At 58.6% G+C, this 23,621-nt stretch carries 25 protein-coding genes; 16 read left to right on the top strand and 9 right to left on the bottom strand.

Going from position 1 to position 23,621, the window contains the following annotated elements:
* Positions 1–270: 270 nt before the first annotated feature.
* The 6 genes from AC2FLU_RS09675 (at position 271) to AC2FLU_RS09650 (ending at position 4,793) form a co-directional block, all read left to right on the top strand.
* Complete coding sequence (locus tag AC2FLU_RS09675) at positions 271–975, top strand: endonuclease/exonuclease/phosphatase family protein (protein WP_480517762.1); 705 nt, start codon at positions 271–273, stop codon at positions 973–975.
* 83 nt (positions 976–1,058) lie between these two features.
* Positions 1,059–1,472 carry a Fur family transcriptional regulator gene (locus AC2FLU_RS09670; protein ID WP_480473221.1) on the top strand — a complete coding sequence of 138 codons (414 nt, stop codon included), beginning with the start codon at positions 1,059–1,061 and terminating at the stop codon, positions 1,470–1,472.
* 135 nt (positions 1,473–1,607) lie between these two features.
* Complete coding sequence (locus AC2FLU_RS09665; protein WP_480473219.1) at positions 1,608–2,486, top strand: DMT family transporter; 879 nt, start codon at positions 1,608–1,610, stop codon at positions 2,484–2,486.
* Positions 2,487–2,622: 136 nt separating this feature from the next.
* Entirely contained in the window at positions 2,623–3,900 is a 1,278-nt protein-coding gene (gene eno, locus AC2FLU_RS09660) for a phosphopyruvate hydratase (protein ID WP_480621916.1), read from the top strand.
* 48 nt (positions 3,901–3,948) lie between these two features.
* Entirely contained in the window at positions 3,949–4,488 is a 540-nt protein-coding gene (locus tag AC2FLU_RS09655) for a GNAT family N-acetyltransferase (protein WP_480517343.1), read from the top strand.
* A 140-nt stretch (positions 4,489–4,628) separates the two neighbouring features.
* Positions 4,629–4,793 carry a hypothetical protein gene (locus AC2FLU_RS09650; protein ID WP_480517341.1) on the top strand — a complete coding sequence of 55 codons (165 nt, stop codon included), beginning with the start codon at positions 4,629–4,631 and terminating at the stop codon, positions 4,791–4,793.
* Here the strand turns inward: AC2FLU_RS09650 and AC2FLU_RS09645 are convergent.
* Genes AC2FLU_RS09645 through mazG form a run of 3 tightly spaced genes read right to left on the bottom strand, consistent with a single transcriptional unit; the run spans position 4,790 to position 7,098 of the window.
* Positions 4,790–5,239: a GNAT family N-acetyltransferase gene (locus AC2FLU_RS09645; RefSeq protein WP_480517339.1), complete on the bottom strand. Its 450-nt coding sequence runs from the start codon at positions 5,237–5,239 to the stop codon at positions 4,790–4,792. The two genes, AC2FLU_RS09650 and AC2FLU_RS09645, sit on opposite strands and share 4 nt — an antisense overlap.
* Complete coding sequence (locus AC2FLU_RS09640) at positions 5,236–6,177, bottom strand: nucleoside hydrolase (protein ID WP_480517337.1); 942 nt, start codon at positions 6,175–6,177, stop codon at positions 5,236–5,238. The genes AC2FLU_RS09645 and AC2FLU_RS09640 overlap by 4 nt, the downstream gene beginning before the upstream one ends.
* Positions 6,178–6,231: 54 nt before the next feature.
* Positions 6,232–7,098, bottom strand: coding sequence for a nucleoside triphosphate pyrophosphohydrolase (mazG, locus tag AC2FLU_RS09635; protein WP_480517760.1), 867 nt, complete (start codon positions 7,096–7,098; stop codon positions 6,232–6,234).
* Positions 7,099–7,164: 66 nt separating this feature from the next.
* On the opposite strand from mazG, the gene AC2FLU_RS09630 reads away from it, so the two are divergent.
* The 4 genes from AC2FLU_RS09630 (at position 7,165) to AC2FLU_RS09615 (ending at position 10,838) form a co-directional block, all read left to right on the top strand.
* Positions 7,165–8,328: a M20 aminoacylase family protein gene (locus tag AC2FLU_RS09630; protein WP_480473207.1), complete on the top strand. Its 1,164-nt coding sequence runs from the start codon at positions 7,165–7,167 to the stop codon at positions 8,326–8,328.
* A gap of 30 nt (positions 8,329–8,358) precedes the next feature.
* Positions 8,359–9,333 (top strand): agmatinase, encoded by a 975-nt coding sequence (gene speB / locus AC2FLU_RS09625; RefSeq protein ID WP_480473205.1) that lies wholly within the window; start codon positions 8,359–8,361, stop codon positions 9,331–9,333.
* An 89-nt stretch (positions 9,334–9,422) separates the two neighbouring features.
* Positions 9,423–10,370, top strand: a complete 948-nt coding sequence (gene speB, locus AC2FLU_RS09620) for an agmatinase (protein WP_480624485.1) — start codon at positions 9,423–9,425, stop codon at positions 10,368–10,370.
* Positions 10,371–10,436: 66 nt separating this feature from the next.
* The gene (locus AC2FLU_RS09615; RefSeq protein WP_480517331.1) at positions 10,437–10,838 is read left to right on the top strand and encodes a DUF1499 domain-containing protein; all 402 of its coding nucleotides are present in this window, start codon (positions 10,437–10,439) and stop codon (positions 10,836–10,838) included.
* Between the two features lie 15 nt (positions 10,839–10,853).
* Here the strand turns inward: AC2FLU_RS09615 and AC2FLU_RS09610 are convergent, their stop codons facing one another.
* Positions 10,854–11,135 carry a hypothetical protein gene (locus AC2FLU_RS09610; protein WP_480517329.1) on the bottom strand — a complete coding sequence of 94 codons (282 nt, stop codon included), beginning with the start codon at positions 11,133–11,135 and terminating at the stop codon, positions 10,854–10,856.
* A gap of 62 nt (positions 11,136–11,197) precedes the next feature.
* Here AC2FLU_RS09610 and prfA point away from each other — a divergent pair, with 62 nt between their 5' ends.
* From prfA to AC2FLU_RS09595, 3 genes are all read left to right on the top strand, one after another.
* The gene (prfA, locus tag AC2FLU_RS09605) at positions 11,198–12,253 is read left to right on the top strand and encodes a peptide chain release factor 1 (RefSeq protein ID WP_480476765.1); all 1,056 of its coding nucleotides are present in this window, start codon (positions 11,198–11,200) and stop codon (positions 12,251–12,253) included.
* Positions 12,250–13,095, top strand: a complete 846-nt coding sequence (gene prmC / locus AC2FLU_RS09600; RefSeq protein WP_480564424.1) for a peptide chain release factor N(5)-glutamine methyltransferase — start codon at positions 12,250–12,252, stop codon at positions 13,093–13,095. Before prfA ends, prmC begins: the two co-directional genes overlap by 4 nt.
* Before the next feature lie 239 nt (positions 13,096–13,334).
* The gene (locus AC2FLU_RS09595) at positions 13,335–13,928 is read left to right on the top strand and encodes a DUF4167 domain-containing protein (RefSeq protein WP_496811955.1); all 594 of its coding nucleotides are present in this window, start codon (positions 13,335–13,337) and stop codon (positions 13,926–13,928) included.
* A gap of 55 nt (positions 13,929–13,983) precedes the next feature.
* Here the strand turns inward: AC2FLU_RS09595 and rsmA are convergent, their stop codons facing one another.
* The 5 genes from rsmA to lptG all read right to left on the bottom strand — a co-directional run bounded on the left by rsmA (position 13,984) and on the right by lptG (position 20,380).
* Complete coding sequence (gene rsmA, locus AC2FLU_RS09590) at positions 13,984–14,826, bottom strand: 16S rRNA (adenine(1518)-N(6)/adenine(1519)-N(6))-dimethyltransferase RsmA (RefSeq protein WP_496811954.1); 843 nt, start codon at positions 14,824–14,826, stop codon at positions 13,984–13,986.
* Between the two features lie 85 nt (positions 14,827–14,911).
* Positions 14,912–15,877, bottom strand: coding sequence for a 4-hydroxythreonine-4-phosphate dehydrogenase PdxA (gene pdxA / locus AC2FLU_RS09585; RefSeq protein WP_496811953.1), 966 nt, complete (start codon positions 15,875–15,877; stop codon positions 14,912–14,914).
* Positions 15,874–17,127 carry a peptidylprolyl isomerase gene (locus AC2FLU_RS09580; RefSeq protein WP_480553718.1) on the bottom strand — a complete coding sequence of 418 codons (1,254 nt, stop codon included), beginning with the start codon at positions 17,125–17,127 and terminating at the stop codon, positions 15,874–15,876. Before AC2FLU_RS09580 ends, pdxA begins: the two co-directional genes overlap by 4 nt.
* On the bottom strand, positions 17,118–19,280 hold the full coding sequence (locus AC2FLU_RS09575; protein ID WP_496808740.1) for an LPS-assembly protein LptD: 2,163 nt from the start codon (positions 19,278–19,280) through the stop codon (positions 17,118–17,120). The genes AC2FLU_RS09580 and AC2FLU_RS09575 overlap by 10 nt, the downstream gene beginning before the upstream one ends.
* Positions 19,280–20,380: an LPS export ABC transporter permease LptG gene (gene lptG / locus AC2FLU_RS09570; RefSeq protein ID WP_480621905.1), complete on the bottom strand. Its 1,101-nt coding sequence runs from the start codon at positions 20,378–20,380 to the stop codon at positions 19,280–19,282. Before lptG ends, AC2FLU_RS09575 begins: the two co-directional genes overlap by 1 nt.
* 229 nt (positions 20,381–20,609) lie before the next feature.
* On the opposite strand from lptG, the gene AC2FLU_RS09565 reads away from it, so the two are divergent.
* The 3 genes from AC2FLU_RS09565 to AC2FLU_RS09555 are packed head-to-tail and all read left to right on the top strand — an operon-like array spanning position 20,610 to position 23,615.
* A complete protein-coding gene (locus tag AC2FLU_RS09565; protein WP_496714811.1) occupies positions 20,610–22,076 on the top strand; it encodes a leucyl aminopeptidase in 1,467 nt (488 codons plus the stop codon).
* 4 nt (positions 22,077–22,080) lie between these two features.
* Positions 22,081–22,539 carry a DNA polymerase III subunit chi gene (locus AC2FLU_RS09560; RefSeq protein WP_480621903.1) on the top strand — a complete coding sequence of 153 codons (459 nt, stop codon included), beginning with the start codon at positions 22,081–22,083 and terminating at the stop codon, positions 22,537–22,539.
* Positions 22,540–22,568: 29 nt separating this feature from the next.
* Positions 22,569–23,615, top strand: coding sequence for an aldo/keto reductase (locus tag AC2FLU_RS09555; RefSeq protein WP_496714812.1), 1,047 nt, complete (start codon positions 22,569–22,571; stop codon positions 23,613–23,615).
* Positions 23,616–23,621 lie beyond the last annotated feature (6 nt).

The following is a 23,621-nucleotide window of genomic DNA, read 5'->3' as shown; positions in this document are numbered from 1 at the left end:
GGTGCGGTACGGTTTCGCTGGGAGGGGTGAATGAATTTGCCCGTTCCAGATCGGTGTCGGATGCGCTGAAACTGCTGTATCTCCGTCCTGCCGCACCTGGATGATATGAGGGGAAACCCATCTGTTTCCGGCCACGCCACGTGCCGGGTTTTTAGGCGATATATTGTGCCGAGGCGACTTCCCCGGTCGCCGTTGTTGAGAAGTGAAACTGAAGGGTTGCGTCCGGCGACAGGCGTGGCACTTTGGGTCAAGCCCACTGGTCAGGTCTATATGCAGTCATCTTCCACCCTTCGCATCGCAAGCTATAACATTCAGAAATGCCTCGGGCTGGATCTCCGGCGCCAGCCGCAGCGCATTTTGCAGGTCATCGAACATATGCAGGCCAATATCGTTGTGTTGCAGGAGGCCGACAAACGTCTGCCGCCGCGGCCGGCGGCCCTGCCGCATTTCATGCTGGATGAAGCGGGGTGGCAGATCGTCGATCTGGGTGGTGCCGGCAGTCTGGGCTGGCATGGCAATGCAGTGATCTGGCGTGGCGAGGGCCTTTCGGTCCGGCGAACCGGGCATCACGAACTGCCCGGGCTTGAACCGCGCGGCGCGGTTCGTGTCGAATTTGATACCCATATCGGGCCGTTGAGGGTGATGGGAATGCATCTGGGGCTGTTGCCTGCATCGCGACGTCAGCAGATCTCGCATATCAGGCGGTTTGATAAAGAGCTGGAGCAGATGCCGACTGTCTGGGCGGGGGATTTCAACGAATGGTCCCGACAGCCTGTTCTGGATCATCTGGCACCGGAAATGCGTTTTCTGCCCCCCAAGCCGAGTTTTCCCGCCGCGCAGCCGCTGGGCGCGCTGGATCGGATCGCGCTGGGCGCGGGCGTCAGGGCCACTGCGCATGGTGTCCATGACGCGCGCCCGGCACATATCGCATCGGATCATCTGCCGGTTTGGGCTGATTTGGCGCGCGTGGCTTAAGTTCACTGGAAAAGAAGAAATCCCTGTGGCGCAAATCGCACAGACATACTAAGACAGACACCCGAGCAATTCTGAGGGGCATCATGTCGGAAACGATTATTGGACGTTGTGAGGCCAAGGGTCTGCGCATGACCGGTCAAAGAAGGATCATCGCGCAGGTATTGGAACAAAGCGACGACCATCCGGATGTCGAAGAACTGTACGCGCGTGCTTCTGCCATCGACACAGGCATCTCGATTGCGACGGTGTATCGTACGGTCAAACTGTTCGAAGAGGCCGGAATTCTGGAACGTCTGGAGTTCGGCGATGGGCGGGCCCGTTACGAGGATGCCGAGCGTGATCACCACGATCACCTGATCGACATGCAGTCGGGGGAGGTTATCGAATTTGTCGACCCCGAGATCGAAGCCCTGCAGGAAAAGATCGCCGCCAAGCTTGGGTACAAGCTGAAAGGGCATCGGCTGGAACTGTATGGCGTGCCGCTCAAGCAGAAGTGATCCATCACAAATCACGAACGGCCCCAACACGTTAATTCATTGAATGTGTCGGGAATTGGCTTGCCAGATGCCGCTGGTTGCGGTTCATGTGCCCGCATACTGCACCCCAAGTACCCTTTTCCTACGGACGCGCGCATGAATAACGTAAACGGCATCCTTTTGCTGATCGGCTCGATGGCGGCCTTTTCTCTTGAGGATATGTTCATCAAGTTCCTGTCGGGCGCTGTGCCGACAGGTCAGATCATGGTGTGTCTGGGTGTGTTCTGCGGGCTTGTCTTTGCGGTGATGTCGGTGGTCACCCGCAAACGCATCTTCGATCCCGTGGCGTGGAAACTGCTGCCGATGGTACGTGCAGGGACAGAAGGATTCGGTGCCGTAACCTTTGTCACCGCGTTGTCGCTGATTGATCTGTCCACTGTCGCCGCCGTGTTTCAGGCCATGCCGCTTGCCGTGACCATGGGCGCGGCCCTGTTTCTGGGAGAGCAGGTCGGCTGGCGCCGCTGGAGCGCCATTGGTGTCGGCTTTATCGGTGTTCTGATGATCATTCGCCCCGGATTGGAAGGGTTTCAGCCAGACTCGCTGTTTGTCGTCCTGACCGTGTTTGCGATTGCGGCGCGTGATCTGATAACGCGCAAGCTGGATGCTCGGGTGGCCTCATCCGTTGTGGCGATGCAGGCGTATATCGCAGTGGCGCTGGCCGGGCTGCTGTTGATGGTCATTTCCGGAACACCCTTTGTGCCGGTGCAAAGCGGCCAGGCAGGGCCATATCTGGGCGCGATCGGTTTCGGCGTTTTGGGGTATTACGGCATCGTAACGGCCATGCGGGTTGGCGAGGCTTCGGCCATGATGCCATTCCGTTACACGCGTCTGGTGTTTTCGATCCTTGCCGGAATGTTGATGTTCGGTGAACGCCCTGACGCGCTGACAATGGCTGGGGCGAGCCTCATCATCGGATCTGGCCTGTATACCTTTATCCGCGAGCGACGTCTGGCGCGCAATCTGGTTCCGGCCTGATCCTGTTGGCGCAAACAGCAAACTGTTAGCCCTAAAGGTCGGTAAATATGCGTGTTAGCGATAACGGAACCGGTTTACTTTTGGCCGGTTGCTGCTATGACGCGTGCAACAGACTGCAGCCATAGGGACAGACCTCATGAGCACCATTATTGACATCCACGCGCGCGAAATTCTGGACAGCCGGGGCAACCCGACGGTCGAGGTCGACGTGATTCTGGAAGACGGCACCATGGGCCGCGCCGCCGTACCGTCCGGTGCGTCCACCGGCGCACATGAAGCCGTTGAAAAACGCGACGGCGACAAATCCCGCTATATGGGCAAAGGGGTTCTGGAAGCCGTGGCCGCCGTGAATGGTGAAATCGCCGAGGAACTGGTGGGCTTTGACGCGACAGAACAAGTGGCCATCGACCAGGCGATGATCGAACTGGACGGAACCAATAACAAAGGCCGTCTGGGCGCCAACGCCATTCTGGGTGTGTCGCTGGCCACCGCAAAGGCGGCAGCCGATTTCACGACGCAGCCCCTTTATCGTTACGTCGGTGGTACCTCAGCTCGCGTGCTGCCGGTACCAATGATGAACATCATCAATGGCGGCGAACACGCCGACAACCCGATCGACATTCAGGAATTCATGATCATGCCAACCTCGGCCGCGAATATTCGCGAGGCCGTGCGAATGGGGTCCGAAGTGTTCCATACGCTGAAGAAAGAACTGTCTTCCGCGGGTCTGGCCACGGGCGTGGGCGATGAGGGCGGTTTTGCCCCCAACATCGCCAGCACCCGCGAGGCGCTGGATTTCATCCTGAAATCCATCGAAAAGGCGGGCTACAAACCCGGCGAAGAAATCCACCTGGCCTTGGATTGCGCGGCGACCGAGTATTACAAGGATGGTAAATACGTTCTGGCGGGCGAGGGGATCACCCTGACATCCGAAGAAAACGCAGCCTATCTGGCGGCTCTGGTCAATGACTATCCAATCATCTCGATCGAAGACGGCATGTCCGAGGATGACTGGGACGGCTGGGAAGCCCTGACCGACGCCATCGGCGACAAGGTGCAGCTCGTGGGCGACGACCTGTTTGTGACCAATCCGGCGCGCTTGGCCGAAGGGATCAAGCGCGGCTGCGCGAACTCGATGCTGGTTAAGGTGAACCAGATCGGATCGCTGACCGAAACCCTGCGCGCCGTCGATATGGCGCACCGTGCGCGTTATACCAACGTGATGTCGCACCGTTCGGGCGAGACCGAGGATGCCACTATTGCCGATCTGGCGGTGGCGACCAATTGCGGTCAGATCAAAACCGGCTCGCTGGCGCGGTCGGATCGGTTGGCCAAATACAACCAGTTGATCCGCATTGAGGAATCGCTGGGCGAGGTTGCGGAATACGCAGGCGCGTCGATCCTTCGCAAATAACGCGCTTGGCGCTAGGCTGGCCCCTGGTTTTAATCCGGGGGTCGCGTTGTGCTGAACATCATCGAACCGGAAACGCCGGACCAGATTGAAGCGGTTCGGCGTTTGTGTTGGGATTACAGGGATTTCCTGCTGGCACTGGATGAAAGAACCGCCCAGATTGTGCAGGCTTTCTACCCAAGCGAAAAATACGCCCGCGTGATGGACAACATCGACACGGAACACACACCGCCGACCGGTGGGATCAAACTGGCATTGCTGCATGGGGAACCGGTCGGCTGCGGTATGTTTCACACGTACGAACCCGGTGTAGCTGAAATCAAACGTGTATTTGTAACTGACGCAGCAAGGGGGACCGGAGCAGGCCGTGCCATCATGCTTTCGCTGATCGAAATGTGCCGAGATATTGGGTTCGACTATATTCGAATGGACACCGGCAAACCCCTGGAAGCGGCGACTCGGTTATACCTGTCTTTGGGCTTTCACTTGCGCGACGCCTATTACGAAACTCCTGAAATCGCACGCGACCACCTGCTTTTTTTTGAGATGCCGCTATTTGAGAATGGCACCCTCAGGCCAGAGAAAAGTTAAATTTTTCAGGGACATGTTCGTTTGCGGTTGAGGTGTTTGATAAAAAAAATGTGGCTTATCTATTCTTATGTGTGAACTTGTTACTTATCACGCCCGCACAGAATGCCGTAGTTTGTCTTCATTGCAGAAAGGAGACTACGATGTCTGTATCCAAATTCCTTCTGATAATCGTCACAGCGTCCATCACAGTATTGTCCGCCTGCGCGGGTCCGGGAACGTATCCGATAACCGGAGAAGAGGTTTCGTCGAATGACCCGGTTCAGCATATGAATCCGGCAAATATCTTCCGCGGCGAGTCGCGCTAAAGTACCTTGCTCATCAGCATATACCTGTCGCGTTGTCTAAACCCGGTACGCAGATAGAGCTTATGGGCAGATTCATTGTTTCGGTCGACTTCCAGATGAAGAGCCATCAGGCCTGCCCCGGCAAGAGCTTTGGGCAGATCCAAAAGAACCTCGGTGGCAATGCCGCGGCCCCGAACGGCGGGGCGTATATAGATTTCGTCCACGAAACCGTCCATGCCGCCAAACTCGACTGACCAGCCAAAGGTCAGGATGATATATCCCAAAGGCGCGCGCCCGGGCCCAATCAGATAGACACAGCCATGAGGGATACCATCCAGCATGGGGGCGAGGGCATTGCGTGTCTTGTCGGCGTCCTGTGTCAGCCCGGCCTCGGTATGAAAGGCGGTGACCAGCGTCATCAGGCGATCCAGATCGTCGGGACGCGCTAGGCGGAGGGCAGCGCTCATAATCTGGCCAGCCTTTCTGTCAGCAAGGTGAAAAAGCCGTCGGCGTCGATTTCCCCCATGAACAACGCATTTGGTGCGCGGTTGGTGACACCCCACCAATCCGCAACGGTCATGCCCAAGGTCAGGTCGGACCCTGTTTCAATCTCGACATTCACGCGGCGGCCCGAAAACAGCTCGGGGCGGATCAGATAGGCGGTGACGCAAGGGTCGTGCAGGGGAGCGCCCGCGCTGCCGTATTTCTCTTTGTCGAAGCGTTCAAAGAAATCCGTCATCTCGGCCACGGCATGCCCAACCTTGCTGTCCAATGCGCGGAACGCGTCGTTTCGCGGTTTGGTCACCAGCGCTTTGTGCGTGATATCCAATGGCATGACAACAATCGGTATTCCGGATTTAAAAACGATATCAGCAGCTTCTGGGTCGACATAGATGTTGAATTCAGCAGTGGGGGTGATGTTGCCGACTTCGAAATACGCCCCACCCATCAAGACGATTTCCTGCACGTGGTCGATGATATCGGGGGCCTTGCGAAACGCAGTCGCGACGTTTGTAAGCGGACCCAGTGGACAAAGGGTCACGGTCCCCGGCTCTTCAGCACGCAGGGTGTCGATGATGAAATCCACAGCGTGACCTTTGGCCAGGGGCATCTGCGGATCCGGCAGGACCGGGCCATCCAGCCCGGTTTTCCCGTGCACATGTTCTGCGGTGACAAGCGGACGGTTCAGCGGTTTGTCGCAGCCCGCATAAACCGGCACATCCGTACGTCCGGCCAATTCACAAACGATTCGGGCGTTCTTGGCTGTAAGGGCGAGCGGGACGTTACCCGCGACGGCCGTAATACCCAGAACCTCGATCTCGTCCGGGCTGGCCAGCGCCAGCAGGATGGCGACGGCGTCGTCCTGTCCGGGATCGGTGTCGATGATGATCTTGCGAGGGGGCATAGGCGTCTCCGGGGGTCGTGAAGGTGGGACACTCGCAAGTGTCGGATCGCTTGTCTACCCGTTTCTGGTTGCGGCCAGTGTATCCACCGGCGGGAGTTTGCCATTCGCGCGATGCTCTTCCGTTTTAACTTCGTCCCACAGCGCATCCATCTCGGCCAGATCGCTTTGCGAGGGGGTCTTGCCCCGTTCGGCCAGCCGGGCTTCGACCTTTTCAAAGCGACGGGTGAACTTGGCATTGGTGCGACGCAGGGCGGCTTCGGGTTCGATGCCAAGATGACGACCCAGATTGACCATCACGAACAGCAGATCGCCGAATTCGTCTTCCAGCGCGTCAGCATCCATTTGGTCACGCGCCTCTTCCAGTTCGGCGGCTTCTTCGGTGATCTTGGCCAGCACATGGCTTGCGTCAGGCCAGTCGAACCCCACCCGAGCGGCACGTTTTTGGAGCTTATGCGCGCGCAGCAGTGCGGGCAGGTTTGCGGCCACACCGTCCAGCGCACCTTTCTGTTCCTTGCCCGCCCGCTCGGCGGCTTTGATGGCCTCCCAATCTTTGATTTGCTGGTCGGCCGACTTGTCGCGGGATTCATCGCCAAACACATGCGGATGGCGGCTGACCATCTTGTCCGACATGGTGCGCACTACGTCCTGAAAGGTGAAATGTCCTGCTTCTTCTGCCATTTGGGCGTGAAACACGGATTGAAACAGTAAATCCCCCAGTTCGCCCTTAAGCTCGTCAAAGGCTTCGCGTTCGATGGCGTCCGCGACCTCATAGGCCTCTTCGATCGTATAGGGGGCGATGGTCGCGAAATCCTGTTCGATATCCCACGGGCAGCCGGATTGCGGATCGCGCAGGCGGCGCATGATTTCCAGCAGCCGTTCGATACCTGCATCGCTGTCATGGATCAGAGGATTTTCAGCCATTGCGAACCCTTTCATTCCGGTGTCAGATGCATCCATTCCGCAGTCCCGATCAGGAGTCCACCCCAGATGCCCGTCGTCAACCGAATTGCCGATTTCTCTGCCGACATGACCAGATGGCGCCAGTATCTGCATACCATCCCAGAGTTGGAATTCGAATGCCATGAAACTGCGGCCTTTGTGGCGGAACGTCTGCGTGAGTTCGGGGTCGATGAGTTGCATGAGGGGCTCGCAAAGACCGGGATGGTCGCGATCATAAACGGGCAGGGCGACGGGCCGACGATTGGCCTGCGCGCCGATATGGATGCGTTGCCAATTACCGAAGAAACAGGCGTTGACTACGCCTCTCAGAACCCCGGAAAGATGCATGCCTGCGGTCATGACGGGCATACCACGATGTTACTGGGCGCGGCCCGTTATCTGGCCGAGACGCGAAATTTCAGCGGTCGCGTGGCGCTGATCTTTCAACCCGCCGAGGAAGATGGCGGTGGTGCTGGCGTGATGGTCGAAGAAGGCATCATGGACCGTTTCGACATCTCGCAGGTCTACGCGCTGCACAACGCGCCGGGATTTGCCGAAGGGACATTCTATACCACGCCAGGGCCGATCATGGCGGCTGTCGATACGTTCGAAGTGCATATTCAGGGTGTCGGCGGCCACGGTGCGATGCCGCATGAAACCCGTGATCCGGTTATGGCGGCCTGTGGGATTGCGCAGGCCATTCAGACCATTGTCAGTCGCAACCACTATGCGCTGGATGATCTTGTCGTTTCGGTCACGCAAATTCACACAGGCACGGTCAACAACGTGATCCCGGATACGGCCTATATCAACGGCACCGTTCGAACATTCGATCCGAACGTGCAGCAGATGGTGATGCGACGCATGGCCGAGATTGTCGAGGGGCAGGCCAAATCCTATGGGGTCGAGGCGCGTTTGGAATACAATGTCGATTACCCTGCCACCATCAATGATGCCGAAAAGGCGGGTTTTGCGACCGAGGTGGCGCGAGAAATATCCGGAGATGACCGGGTCACCGGCAATACCGGGCGCGAGATGGGGGCCGAGGATTTCTCGTACATGCTGCAAAAGCGCCCCGGTGCTTATCTGTTCCTCGGGCAGGGTGAAGGCGCGGGGCTGCATCATCCGAAATACAACTTTAACGACGAAATCGCACCGGTGGGCGCGTCGTTTTTCGCGCGAATCGTGGAAAAAGCGCAGCCGTTGAGCTGATAAAGGTTCGGGAAAGGGACTACGGAAGACATGGCACTGGAAGACGCAAGAAACCAAGTGGATGAGGCATTCACCAATCCGGACCTCAAGGGGTTGTCTTATGAAAATACGTTCGGCGGCGCGACGTCTTTTCTTCGGCGGCTTTACACCAAGAACCTGAAGGGTGTGGACATCGCCGTAACCGGCGTGCCGTTTGATCAGGCGGTTACGAACCGGCCCGGCACGCGCCTTGGCCCTAGGGCGATCCGAGAGGCCAGTGCGCTTCAGTCGCCTGATGCGCCCTATGGCTGGCCCTTTGATGCGCTGAGTGAACTGGCGATCGTGGACTATGGCGATATGGCTTATGATTATGCCAATATACCGGCCTTTCCCGACACGCTGACCGACCACATCCGGACCATTCTGACCGCTGACGTAGCGTCGGTCGCGTTGGGTGGCGACCACTATATCAGCTTTCCGATCCTCAAGGCTTATGCCGAGAAATTCGGGCCAATGTCCCTGCTGCAATTCGATGCGCATACCGACACATGGGTCGATGACGATATGTCCCGCGTGGATCACGGGACAATGTTCTACAAGGCTGTAAAGTCGGGCATTGTCGATCCGAAACGCTCGGTCCAGGTGGGTATTCGCACGACGAATGAGGATACGCTGGGCGTGAACATCATCGATGCGCGTGAGGTTTATGAATCGGGACCTGCTGCCGTGGCGCAAAAGATCAAAGACATTCTTGGTGACAGCCCCGTTTACCTCAGCTTCGACATTGACGGTCTTGACCCGGCCTTTGCCCCTGGTACGGGCACGCCGGTCTGGGGTGGGTTAAGCTCGATTCAGGCGCAAATCATCCTGCGCGACATTGCCGGGATCAATATCAAGGGCGGGGACGTGGTCGAAGTATCGCCGCCCTTTGACACCTCAGGTGCGACAGCGATTGCTGGGGCTCATGTGGCGACGCAGATCATTTGCCTGTTGGGGTGGAACAAGCTGGAAAAAGCAGAAGGGTAAACCCGCATGGGTTCACGTTAACCAACAGTTAGCCATGCTTAAGGTATGTGCTGGATCAAGTGACGAACAGGGACGGGACCATTACGCGCATGACCGAATTCAACCAACCAATTAGCGGGAATGATCTGGCTCGGTTTTCCGGGCCGAACACATTCATGCGCCTGCCGCAGGCCTCCTCGCTTGAGGGGCTGGATGTGGCGGTGCTGGGGGTGCCGATGGATATCGGCACGTCGTGGCGGTCGGGCACGCGCTTTGGCCCCAAGCAGATCCGCGGCGAAAGCGCGATGATCCGGCCCTATAACATGGCCACCAGAGCGGCCCCGTTCGACAGTTTGCAGATAGCCGATATTGGGGATCTGGCGATCAACACCTTCTCGCTGGCAGACAGCCTCAGGATCATCAAGGAAAGCTATGACGCCATATTGGCGAAAGGCGTGATCCCGGTGGCCATGGGGGGCGATCATTCGATCACCCTGCCGATCCTGCGAGCCATCAAGGCAAAACACGGACCCGTGGCGCTGGTGCATGTGGACGCCCATGCCGATGTGAATGACAAGATGTTCGGTGAGCGTGAAACCCACGGTACCGTCTTCCGCCGCGCCTATGAAGAGGGGTTGATTGTTCCCGACAAGACGTTCCAGATCGGCATTCGGGGCTCGGGCTATGCCGCCTCGGACTTCACCGAAGCCAAGGACTGGGGCTTCCGCCAGTTCCCGGCCTGGGAGCTGTGGCAGCAGAACCTGACCCAAATCGGATCGCAGGTTCGCAAGATCATCGGGGACCACCCGGTTTACATCTCGTATGACATCGACAGCCTTGATCCCGCGTTTGCTCCGGGCACCGGCACGCCGGAAATCGCAGGTCTGACGACACCGCAAGCGCTGCAACTGATCCATGCCCTGCATGGGGTAAACGTGGTGGGATGTGATCTGGTCGAGGTTTCACCCCCTTATGATCCATCGGGCAACACTGCACTGACAGCGGCCAACCTGATCTACGAGATGCTGTGTATCCTGCCGGGTGTGACGTCGCGGTAAGACGCGGTGGAATGTCTTGCCGCCGGTTTTGTTCCGCTTAGGGTTCACCAAAAAGGATAGAACGGGATGAAAAAGGTGGCTTTGGGGGCAGTGATTGCGCTTGTGGTTGGGGCGGGCGGCTATGTCCGCCTGGCACCGTCCGACCCTACGCGGTGGCACGTCGCTTTTGTTGCAACCGAAAATCAGGATTTGCCCGGTGGTGTGGTGCGCGTTGTCGAAACCGGCTCCGACGGGTTGCAGCGTCTTGACGAGATTGCCCAAGCCACGTCGCGCACCACGGTTTTGGCAGGTTCGGTCAGTGAGGGTATGATCACCTATATCACCCGCACGAAATGGATCGGCTTTCCCGACTACACCACGGTTCAGCAGGATGGTGACACCCTGCGCATTCATGGGCGCCTGCGATTTGGCCGCAAGGATTTCGGGGTTAACAGGGCGCGAGTCGATGGGTGGTTGGCGCAGTTCTAGTCGTTGCTCAAACGGTCAGGACGCGCCGTCCAGATCCAAGGGGTCGACAGGCTCACTCTGTAAATTGGACGACAAACACCCCTCCTGAACCTCACGCCACATGGGAACGTTCAGGGACATCTGGCATTGCGCCGTGAACATGCGTCCGTCGACCTGAAGGCAGATCATCTCACCCAGTTCGATGCGAGACCCGGATGTGTCAGTGCAATAGCAATCCCGCGTCTTGCCATCAGGGCCGATGTAATCGGCGAATGCAGGCGTCGTTGTCAGCAGCAGAGTAATTAAAACCCGTTTCATGGCCGCAAGCTTAGCATGACGTTGCCCTTGACCAAAGCCCCCGGATGAGAGACACCGCCGGGATGATCCCCGAAGAACGTCTTGAACAGATCACCCAGCGTTTCCAGTACCTCGAGGCAGCCATGGCCGATGGCGCGTCGGGTGGTGACATAGCGGCGCTGGCCAAAGAATATTCCGACCTCAAGCCTGTCGTCGATCAGATCATGGCCTGGCGACAGCTGGTGGGAGATCTGGCCGAGGCGCAGGCGATGCTGACTGACCCGGACATGAAAGAGCTTGCCGAGGAGGAGATCCCCGAGTTGCAGGCCCGCATCCCCAAGGCGGAAAACGCGCTCCAACTGGCATTGTTGCCAAAGGACGCGGCGGATGCCCGTCCGGCGATGCTGGAAATCCGCCCCGGCACCGGCGGGGACGAGGCCGCTTTGTTCGCAAGCGACCTGTTGCGCATGTATCAGCGTTACGCCGAGGCGCGTGGCTGGAAATTCGAGATTATCGAAGAACAGGCCTCGGATCTGGGCGGCATCAAGGAAGTGGTCGCCCATATCAAAGGCGACAATGTCTTTGCGCGCCTGAAGTACGAATCCGGCGTCCATCGGGTGCAACGCGTGCCCGAAACCGAAAGCGGGGGGCGCATTCACACCTCGGCGGCGACAGTGGCGGTTCTGCCCGAGGCCGAGGATGTAGACATCCAGATAGACGCCAATGATATCCGAATCGATACGATGCGAAGCTCGGGCGCGGGCGGACAGCACGTGAACACGACCGACTCGGCAGTGCGGATCACGCATCTTCCGACGGGATTGGTGGTGACGAGTTCCGAGAAGTCCCAGCATCGCAACCGCGAGATCGCCATGCAGGTTCTGAAAACGCGCTTGTACGATCTGGAACGGCAGCGGATTGACAGCGAACGCTCGGCAGATCGTGCCAGTCAGGTGGGCTCGGGGGATCGCTCGGAACGCATTCGTACTTATAACTTCCCGCAGGGGCGCATGACCGACCATCGGATCAACCTGACGCTATATAAGCTGGATCAGGTGATGCAGGGCGATCTGGACGAGGTGATTGATGCGCTGACGGCAGACGATCAGGCCCGGCTGATGGCCGAGATGGCACAATGACGGGTCTGCAAACAGCGGCACAGGCCATGGTAGCAGCGACAGCGCGTCTGCGTGCGGCCGGTGTGGACGATCCGGCACGCGACGCGCGTCTGTTGCTGGCCCACGCTGCACGGATTGAAGCCAGTCGCGTGACACTGATTGCCCCGGAAGAATTACAGCCCGAAATCGCCGAGCGTTATGACCAGTTGATCTCCTTGCGGGCCATCCGGGTTCCGGTGTCGCATCTGTTGGGTGAGCGGGAGTTCTACGGCCGCAGGTTCCGCGTCAGCCGGGATGTCCTTGATCCGCGCCCGGAAACTGAAACCCTGATCGAAGCAGCGTTGAGCGAACCATTTGATCATGTCCTCGACCTGGGGCTGGGCTCGGGGTGTATCCTGATAACCCTTCTGGCCGAACGCAGCAGTGCCACGGGCGTGGGTGTTGATCTGAGCGAAGCCGCCTGCCTGCAAGCCAGTGCCAATGCGGTTCAGCATCAGGTAGAGACGCGGATTGAGATCCTTCGATCAAACTGGTTCGAAAACATTGAAGATAAATTCGACCTGATTGTTTCCAACCCTCCGTATATCTCAGTGTCTGAGATGGAAGAACTGTCGCCCGAAGTGCGTGAGCACGAGCCGCGCATGGCCCTGACGGATGAGGGGGACGGGTTGGGCGCGTATCGTCGGATCGCGGCGGCGACCCCGGATTTTCTGTTGCCGGGCGGGCGAATTCTTGTCGAAATCGGTCCGACGCAGGCGGCAAAAGTGTCAGCCTTGTTCGATGCCGCCGGGTTGGTGGACGTCCGGGTAATCCCCGATCTGGACGGTCGCGATCGTGTCGTCGGCGCAAGAATGCCGGGATGAGTGGTGGGTTTGCGGCAAAAAACGCCGACCTGTAGAAAAAAGCTGGTGAAAATCCGAGATTCCTCTTGTCTGCGCCGTCAGGACATGCTTACTCAGGATTAGTCGGCGAGGTTGACGCTGTTGCAGCGCACCCCTGACGCCAAGCCCAAAAAGTCGACTTCCCGTCACGGCAAACGCCTTAGAGCAGTGCAAAACACGGGTTGAGCGACAGCGCATTGATAAGGCTGACGTAAAGTAAGATGAGATCTTCCAAACCCCGTTCGCGGGCCAAGAATAACCGCAATCGTCCTTCTAGCGGCAACGTCGTAAACCGGGTTTTTGACAGCTCGGGTCCCGAAGGCAAGGTCCGTGGCACGCCGCAGCAGATTATTGACAAATACAACCAGTTGGCTCGTGACGCTCAGCTGTCGAATGACCGCGTGGCGGCAGAAAACTTCCAGCAACACGCGGAACACTACCTGCGGATGCTGAGCGAAGCGCAGCGCGAGATTGACGCGCGCCGTGAAGAGCAGGAGCGCCAGAACCGCGAACGCCAGGCCGAGCGCGACCGTGAACGTGCCGAACGTCAGGAACGCGAAGCGACCCGCCAGGCTGATCCGGCCGAAGCACCGCAGCCTGATGTAATGGACCTGTCTCAGCAAGTTTCAGAGCCCGATAGCGGTCTGGTGGAGACCCCGGAAAACAAAGAAACCCCGGCGGCTGAAACACCGGAAGAGGCGCCGCGCAAGGAAAAACCCGCGCGTAAGCCACGCGCCCGGAAGCCCAAAGCTGCGCCCGAGGCAAAAGAGGATGCTCCTGCCGACACGGGGGACGCACCGGAGGCGGCAGAATAAAGCCGATGTCCAAAGAACCAAGCCCCGAGGTTTAACTCGGGGCTTTTTCGTTTGATCAGGTTTTCTTAACTTCGCGCGCCAAAGCGCAGAACGCTTCCAGCGGGACTTGCTCGGCACGGTCCGTGGGCTTGATACCTGCGGCCAGAAGGCGGTCTTCGATATCCGGGGCAATGCCTTTGAGTGAGGCGCGCAGCATCTTGCGGCGTTGGTTGAAGGCGGCAGCCACGACGCGCGACAGGGTGGCGGCATCGGCGGGATAGCGTGGCTCGGGCAGGGCGGTCAGGTGGACCACGGCGCTTGAAACCTTGGGCGGCGGAGTGAAGGCCCCGGGGGGAAGCGACATGGCGATACGTGCCTCGGCCCGCCATTGGGCAAGGATTGCAAGGCGTCCATAGGCTTTGCTGCCGGGTTGGGCAACAATACGCTCGGCCACTTCGCGTTGGAACATCAGCGTCAGGCTCTGCCAGAATGGGGGCCATTCGGGCGGTGTCAGCCAACGCACCAGCAGCTCGGTGCCGACATTGTAGGGCAGGTTGGCGGCGACGCGGATTGGCGGTGTCAGATATTCAAGCGGGTTGATGTCCAGGGCGTCGCCGTTGATCACCTCAAGCCGACCCGGATACGCGGCGGCGATGTCGTTCAGGGCGGCAATGCACCGGGTATCTTTTTCGACGGCCACGACCTTGCGCGCACCTTCGGACAGCAGGCCTCGTGTCAACCCACCGGGACCGGGGCCGATTTCAAGCACATCGCATTCTGACAAATCGCCGGCCTGTCGGGCGATCTTGGCAGTCAGGTTCAAATCCAACAGAAAATTCTGCCCCAGCGATTTGCGCGCCGAAAGCTGGTGGGTTGCGATGACCTCGCGCAGAGGGGGAAGCGTGTCTATAGCGCTCATGATCGGAATACCTTGGCGCCTGTGAAAGGGGCTGTGCCCGAGATTTTTGTGCCTCCGGCGGGGATATTTTCAGCCAGGTGAAGGATCAAGAGCTTTTTACCATGCGTTGGGCAAGTTTCAGGGCTTCGATCAGGCTGGAGGGGTTGGCGATGCCTTTCCCCGCGATGTCCAGTGCTGTTCCGTGGTCGGGTGAGGTACGGATGAACGGCAGGCCAAGGGTGACATTCACGCCCCGGTCGAAATCCAGCGTCTTGATCGGGATCAGGGCCTGATCGTGATACATGGCGATGGCGGCGTCATAGCGGGCGCGGGCGGCTGCGTGAAACAGAGTATCCGCAGGATGGGGGCCGGTGATGGTTGCGCCCTCTGGGTTCAGATCAGCCAGCATCGGAGCAATCCAGTCGAGTTCCTCTGTGCCCATCTTGCCGCCTTCACCTGCATGTGGGTTCAGACCTGCAACTGCGATGCGGGGATGTGTGAGCCCGAACTGATCACGCAAACCGCGTACAGTGATTTCAATCGTCTCGCGCAGAAGATCAGGGGTAAGTGCCGCGGGAACCTGTGACAATGGAATGTGAATTGTCGCGGGAACGACGCGCAACCTCTCGCTGGCCAGCATCATGACAACCCGACGGGTTCCGGAAAGGGCTGCCAGAAACTCGGTATGGCCAGGAAAGGTGAAGCCTGCGCCGTCGATCAGGGCTTTCTTGTTGATCGGTGCAGTGCAAAGCGCTGCGGCCTCACCGGTCTGTACCAGTTCGGCGCCGGTTTCGATGGCATCAACCACCGACGGCGCGTTGGCCGGGTTTGGCTGGCCGAATACGTTAGGGGCGGGAAAGTCCATCTGAAGAACGGGCAGGGCCCGATCACAGATTTCAGCGACCTGACCGGGATGTTCGATTTTGGCAACCGGAGTGCCTGCGGGCAAGTGGCTGGCGTCCCCGATATAGAAAAACGGGCAGGCATCGCGCAGTTCAGCCCACGCCTTGGCCGCGATTTCCGGGCCGATACCGGCCGGTTCGCCGCAGCTGAGCGCGACGGGGCGTATCATTCCTGAGTAATGACAGCGTCAGCCCGCAGCTGTTCCACCAGACTGGCCGCAAAGGCCTGAAGACGTTGCTGCGCCAGCGCATTGGCGACATCGCCCCGAGAGGTGTCTTCGCCCAGATCCCGCGTGCGGTTGCACAGCATCAGGAACACAAGCGTCTGACCATTGTTGCGAGTCAGATTCGCCGATGCTTCGTTCCGGTCCAGCTTGGCCAATTCTACGGCAATATCACCGGGCACCTCGGAAGGCGCGGCTTCGACCCGGTCCAGAACTTCGGCGGGCTGATCCTTGGCAATGCCATAGAGATCATCACAAGTGTCGATTTCTTCTTTCAGCTTCGCGGCCCGCGAAAGGGTTTCGGCGCTGCGCCCGCCTGGCAGGTAATAGGCGGCATAATCCAACTTTGAAATGCGCGGAGCGCCGGTTGCGACTTCGCGCAAGCCACGCATCTGAAACAGGGCAACAGCGTTCGGCAAGGTGATCGGGTCGGTAATCTCACCGGTCTGAAGCCCCAGGATGACAGGTTGAAGCGCCGGGGGCAGGTTCGAGATATTCAACCAGTCCAGACGTCCACCCTGACCCCGTGTTGCGGCTGCGGAATACTGAGCCGCGGCGGCAGAAAAAGCGTCTTGCCCTTCCAGCCGCGAGATTTCTTCGGCCAACAGCTCGGTCTGGGCAACCGTTTGCGGGTTTACCGGGATGATGATTTCGGACAGCAGGACCTGCAATCCGCCACCGCCCGTCTGGCCCAGAGCGCGATCGATCTCATCCTCGGTCGGGCGGGCCTGCGACAGATAGCGCGAACTGATATAGTCGCGCCATGCCAGTTGATCGGCGACATAATCCCGGACCGTTTCCGGGTCGACGCCCGCGTCGCCGAGAAGTTTTAGGAATTGTTCGGATGACAATTGTCCGCGCGAGGCGAATTCGTCGATGCCCAGTTGAACGGCCTCGGGCGTCGCTTGCACGCCGGCGTCACGCATGACCTGCCTGCGCAGTTTTTCATCAATCAAGGCATCCCTGACGTCAGCTTCGCTACCACCGGGCAGGCCCAGAACATTCAGGAATTGCAAGCGCTGTTCAAGCTCATACCAGGTGACAATGTCCTGATTGACGCGGATCGCGGGTGAGAACAGGCTTTGCGCGCCGCCCTGAAGAGGCGCGATTGCAAAAACTGCGGCAACTAGTGCCGGTGTGACCGGCTTAAGCCAACCGGAACCGAGAAACCTGGAGAAACCTAATATCAACTGCATGTTCTCTTGTATGTCTTGCCACCGCCTTCAAGGGCGTACCCTGTCAGAGAAAGGGTAAAGCCGAATTCTGTCGAAGGCTCAATAGTGGATGTTGAAGTAAAGCGCCGACTTACGGACATGTTAACCTGAACACATTCGTTCTGGTAGGTCACGCCCAGACCCAGCCGGATCGGTTCCGACTCGGCCAGATCGTAGCGCGCCAGGGCATTTGTCAGCCAGTTCTGATCGACCTGGTAACGCCCGAGCAGCAGAATTTCCGAGATTTCTTCGGTGATGTTTTCCGCCGGGTCCGGTTCCTGCCAGATATAGCTGCCAGACAGGCCGGCATATTTGGATGCCCATGCGCCGCGCAGCTCGGCTTTGACAAAGCTGAAATCACCGTCGATCAAACCGCGCCCGGCAAGTGACCAGCCATTGGCCGTGCTGATCTGCCCGGCCACCAGCAAATCCGACGATGTGCCCTGCAACCCCGATGTCAGCGTGAAATTCGGATCGGCGTCAGCACGAAACACCTGACCCACGGTCGCCTGGGCCTGCCAGCCACCCGCGCTATACCGAGCCCAGTTCAGGCCAACCACGCCGGTGGCGCTGTTCTCGCGCTGATCTTCAGCCGGGAAACGAGACAGGGACAGAAGGTTGCCCTGATCGAATTCCTGAAAGGTACTTTCATCATTCGGTACATCGGTGTCCGACACATGTGTCCATCCAAACTGTGCGATCGGTTCGAGGAACTGAACTGCCCCCGACTCCTCGCGCCGTGTCATTGGATAACGGAGTGTCAAAGCCGCACGCGGTGTAGATCGGGTCACGTTGTCTGGATAGTTGCTGTCGTGGCGGACGTTGAAAGTGTCAACCGACGCCCCTAGCGTCGTATCGACCCGCAGCCCCGACGCGAACGTCCAGCTGCGCAACCATTCGGCGTCGAAGGTGGCCCGTGCAATATCCCGGCCAACAACATCTGTGTTGCTGGTTCGTTCGTGCGCGTGGCCGATGAAAGCCAGCCGAACCTCGCCACCCAGTGTGTTGGGAAAATAGCGTTTTTCATAGTTGAGATCGAAGACGCGGGACGGGATCTCGTCCTGATTTTCGCTGTCCCGCAGTGTTTTGTAATAGATCAGGCTGGTTTTGAACGCGCTGTCGCGCTTGATCCTCTCCAGCGCGATTTCACTGCGCAAACGGTCCAGATCCGGCAAGCCATAGTCGGCCAGGTAGGCATCGTCGGATGTGGTTTCCAGATTGAAGGTCAGACGAAAATCGTTCTTCAGATTGAACCAGCCGGTGGCAAAAAGGTAGCCGCGATCCTGATCGGGTTGCACATCATCCCGTGTATAAGCGCCTTCCACCTGAATGCGTCCGTTCACGAAAGCCTGACGATAGCGGTATCCCAGCGTTGTCGTCTTGGCTGAGACGTAAGGAGTAAGTGTCAGGTCCTTGTGATCGCCAAGTTTAAAGAAATAAGGGACCTGAACTCCAGTGCCCAATTGCGACGTGCTGCGGATCGAAGGAACCAGAAATCCGGTTGCCCTCTCTAGCGTTGGGTCGGGCAAGCGCAGATAGGGAAAGTAGAATACCGGATAATCCAGCACCCGAAGCTGAGCGCCTTCGAAATATAGTTGCCGTTCCAGTTGATCATGCGTGACTTTGCGCGCCCTGATCTGCCACAGAGGCGGCCTGCCGTCGGTGCAGACATGACAAGATGTGGCCGAAACCTTGCTGAATTGCGTATAGCGACCTGCGGTCCGTTTCGCCTGAACCGAGGCGATTTGTACCTGCTGTTCGAACACCATGCGTGCGCCGATCAGCAGTCCGTTCTGAATTCCGCTGTCCAGTTGCCCTGAATCCGCCAGTAGCGTGGTCTGGCCACCCTGATCGATACGAATGGGGCCTTCCAGTATCAGCTCGCCGGTCTCGCGGTCATAAGTGATGCGATGAGCGGACAATTTGGTGTCGCCCTGAAAGGCTTCGACATTGCCTTCTGCCACAAGTTTACGTTCAGGCGTGATGAAAACCTTGTCGGCCACCAGCAAGGCAGGCTCTTGCTGCGCTTGTGTGCCCTGTGGCTGTGGTTGACCTTGAGAGGTCTGTGCTGCAAGTCCCGCCGGGACGGACAAAGCGAGCGCACTGGTAAGCAACACATGAATAATATGCCGCATCAGCCGTCCTCCGCATGCAGAAGCAGACCAAGAGACAACAGAATTGCGGCAAAGGGCGGTGCCCAGGCAGCGATATAGATGGGCAATTGTCCGTTTTCCCCGAGGATTTGCGCAAAATTGCGCACGAAATAGATGGCAAATCCAAGCAGGACGGCTGTCAGGACGGCGATCCCTGTGCCGCCGAACCGAACGTGGCGCATGGTGAACGCGGCCCCGATCAGAACCATCGAGATCAGAAACAAAGGCCGGGCAAGCTGAACTTGCAGCCAGACCTCATATTGTTTGGTCGAAAATCCCGCCTCGCGCAGGTCGCTGATCAACTGGGGCAGGTCATAAACCGAAACCGAATCCTGTTGTCCCAAAGTGTCCATGATCCGCTGTCGGGTCAGCGAGGTCGGCAGCTCCAGACGCTCGTGTACAACTGAATTGGATTCGGGGTTTTGCCCATCCTGCAAGGCCCAGGTTTTTGCCTGATACAGAACCCAGTTCCTATCTTCCAACTCGGCCCGGTTTGCAACGATCTGCTGGGTCGGTTTGCCATCCCGCCCAAAGGTGATGACGGTTACACCGTCCAGCCGCAGCTTGTCTTGGTTCGACGTTGACCGGGCGTGGATAACGGCCTGTCCGTTTTCGGCGGACTGGCGCAGCCACAGGCCCTCGCTGCTGATCGAAAGGGCCGAACTGCCGTTGTTTCGGTATGAATCCGACAGGCGGCGGAACTCTTCGGATGTGGCCGCTGCGATGGGGTTCAACAATGCAACGGCCAGCGCGCCGATGATCAGCGACAACAAGACAGGGGCGACCAAAGCGCGGATGCCCGAGCGGCCAGTTGCACGGGTCACCACAAGTTCTGATGTGCGTGCCAGCCCGACGAACAAGGCGATGGTGGACAGGATAACCAGCAGAGGCAGCATTTCGCTGATGGCGGCTGGTGTATTCAGGAGCGTAAGGTGCAGCAACTGGGCAAATGACAGGTCGAAATCGTCAAAGCGGCGAATCTGTTCGATCAGATCGATGAGAATCATCAAGGTCAGGAAAATACCTCCGATGACCATGAAGCTTTGCAGGAACCGGCGAGCGAAATAACGGTCCAGGATCATAGGCACGACCCCGCAGTGCCTGTAGTGCGAGGCTTCGGGCCGATATCGCGCCTGCGCAATGCTGTGCGCGATGGCGTATGCCTGCCCTCTCGTACCACGTCTTTCTCCCCCGAGCCTGCCGGTCATTTTTTCGGGACCTTAATGCAATTGAAAGGCGGGGAAAACTGCTATCTGGTCAACGCGTGCCCTGCGGGCTAGGTCTTGGGGAACAGAATTCGAGGAGTGTACAATGAGCAGTCTGATACCGATCCGTTTTCAGGAGTTTGACCTGGAGGCTATGGCGCAGGCCGGAGGGCGCGTCGCCATCATCATTCCGGATGACGGTAAGATGGGCCCGGCAGCCCGCAAGGCGAACCGTCTGACAAAGGGCGGGTTGGCGCGGCTTGTTGAAAGCGAGAGTTTCAGAAAGTCCAAGACAGGTGATGTCATCTCGATGGCATGGCCCGCCGGAATGGCGGCTGAGGCGCTGGATGTTCTGGTTCTGCCACGTCGCCCCGAGGCCGCCGAAGCCCGCAAGGCAGGTGCGGCGCTGGCTAAGCTGGCAGGCGGCAAGGACATGCTGGTGATGGTGGGCAATCAGGCGCGGGCCGAGGATCTGGCACTGGGGATTGTTCTGCGCAGCTATGAATTCGAAGCGCATAAAACCAAGGAAAGCCAGAAGGCCGGTACAGTGACAATCAGCCACGCAAAGCCTGCAGAGATCGAGGCAGATTTTGCACCTCTCTATGCAATTGCTGATGGCGTTCGGATGACGCGCGATCTGACCAATGAACCGGCAAATGTTTTGACCACTACCGAATTCGCGGACCGTCTGGTTGAGATGCAGGAGCTGGGTCTTGAGGTCGAAGTGCTGGACGAAGACAAGCTGGCCGAGTTGGGAATGCGCACATTGCTAAGCGTCGGGCAGGGCTCGGACAGCCCTTCGAAAGTGGTGGTGATGCAGTGGAATGGCGGGGCCAAGGACGACGCGCCCCTGGCTTTGGTCGGAAAAGGCGTAGTGTTCGACACGGGTGGTATCTCGCTCAAACCAGCTGCTGGCATGGAAGAGATGACCATGGACATGGGCGGAGCCGGAGTTGTTGCGGGCACCATGCGCGCGCTGGCCAAGCGCAAGGCAAAAGCCAATGTCGTGGGGCTGGTTGGTCTGGTCGAGAATATGCCCTCGGGTAACGCCACCCGTCCGGGTGATGTGGTCAGGTCTATGAAAGGTGATACGGTCGAGATTATCAACACCGACGCCGAGGGCCGCCTGGTTCTGTGTGACGTGATGTGGTACGCGCAGGAACGGTTCAAGCCGGTCGGCATGATCGATCTGGCAACTTTGACCGGTGCGATCATTATCGGGTTGGGCCATGAGAATGCTGGTGTCTTTTCGAACAATGACACATTCTGCGATGCCTTCCTGAAATCAGCCAAGGCCGAGGATGAAGGCGCCTGGCGGATGCCATTGGGCGATGCCTATGACAAGTTGCTGAAATCGCGCATTGCCGACATGAAAAACGTGGGCGGTCGTCCCGCGGGTTCAGTCACCGCCGCGCAATTCCTGCAGCGTTTCGTGAAAGAGGAAACGCCGTGGATTCACCTGGATATTGCGGGCGTCGCCTCGGTGGCCGACGAGACATCTTACGCGCCCAAAGGCGCCACCGGCTGGGGTGTGCGCGCACTGAGCCGGTTTGTGCAGGACAATTTCGAGTAGGCATATGGGCGCTGTCTATTTCTACCACCTGACCCGCCAGCCGCTGGAGCACACCTTGCCTGCGCTGCTTGACAAGGCGCGGCAAGCCGGGTGGCGGATAGCCGTGCGGGGTACTGACACTGCACGGATGGACTGGCTGGATGAAAAACTGTGGCTGGGACCCGAGGACAGGTTCCTGCCCCATGGACGCGCAGGCGGTCCGTATGACGCGGACCAGCCGATCCTGCTGACCACCAGCGCCGTGGCGGGAAATGGCGCGACCTGTATCATGGCTGTGGATGGCGCGGTGGTCGAGGCGGAAGAAGTCGCCGCGCTGGAACGGGTTTGTATCCTGTTCGATGGCAATGACGACATGGCTGTACAACACGCGCGCGGGCAGTGGAAAGCGCTGACGGATGCCGGATGTTCCGCACAATACTGGTCGGAGGAGTCCGGGCGGTGGGAAAAAAAGGCCGAAGCCTGACCGGCCCGCAATTTTCAGGAGATACGACGATGCAGAAGAAGCCTTTGGGCCGTACCGGAATTATGGTGAGTGATCTGTGCCTTGGCACGATGACATTTGGCTCTCAAACATCTGAAAGGGATGCGCACCGGCAGATGGATATGGCGCTGGACGCGGGGATCAACTTTGTCGACGCGGCCGAAATGTACCCGGTGAACCCTGTCGCGAAGGAAACGATCGGGCGCACCGAAGAGATTTTGGGAAACTGGAATGCCGCCAATCCTACCCGCCGGGGTGATTATGTTCTGGCGACCAAGCATTCCGGCGCGGGGCTGTCCTTTGTCCGTGATGGTGCGCCGATCACCGCCCGCACCATACCCGAAGCGATTGAGGGGTCTTTGCGACGATTGCAGACCGGGTACATCGACCTCTATCAGTTCCACTGGCCCAATCGGGGCAGCTATATGTTTCGGCAGAATTGGGATTATGCGCCGTCTGGCGAAAACACAGACGAAGTGCTGAGCAACATGCAGGAATGCCTTGAGGCACTGCAGGCTCAGGTGGACAAGGGCAATATCCGTGCCTTTGGCCTGTCGAATGAAAGCGCTTGGGGAACCGCGCAATGGCTGCTGCTGGCCGAACAGATGGGGGCGCCGCGTGTGGCATCTGTGCAGAACGAATATTCATTGCTATGCCGCCATTTCGACACCGACCTGGGTGAGTTGAGTGTGCATGAAAATGTTGGGCTGATGGCGTTTTCCCCTTTGGCAGCAGGATTTTTAACCGGAAAGTACCAAAACGACTGCGTGCCCGACGGATCGCGTATGTCATTTGTGCCAGAGATGGGCGGCCGGAAATCCGGTCGTGTTTTCGAGGCGGTTGCAGCTTATCTGGACATCGCCGCGCGGCATGGTCTGGATCCGGTGCATATGGCGCTGGCGTGGTGCCGGACGCGCCCTTTCATGATGTCGGCTATCTTCGGGGCCACGACCGTCGCGCAGCTGGATCATATTCTGGCGGGCGTGGATCTTGAGTTACCCAAGGACGTGTTGGCCGAGATCGGCAGGGCGCATCGGGCGCACCCGATGCCGTTTTAGGGGCTC

The sequence above is a fragment of the Ruegeria sp. SAZD013 genome (assembly GCF_059612525.1).
This window is presented reverse-complemented; position numbering and strand designations above follow the sequence as displayed.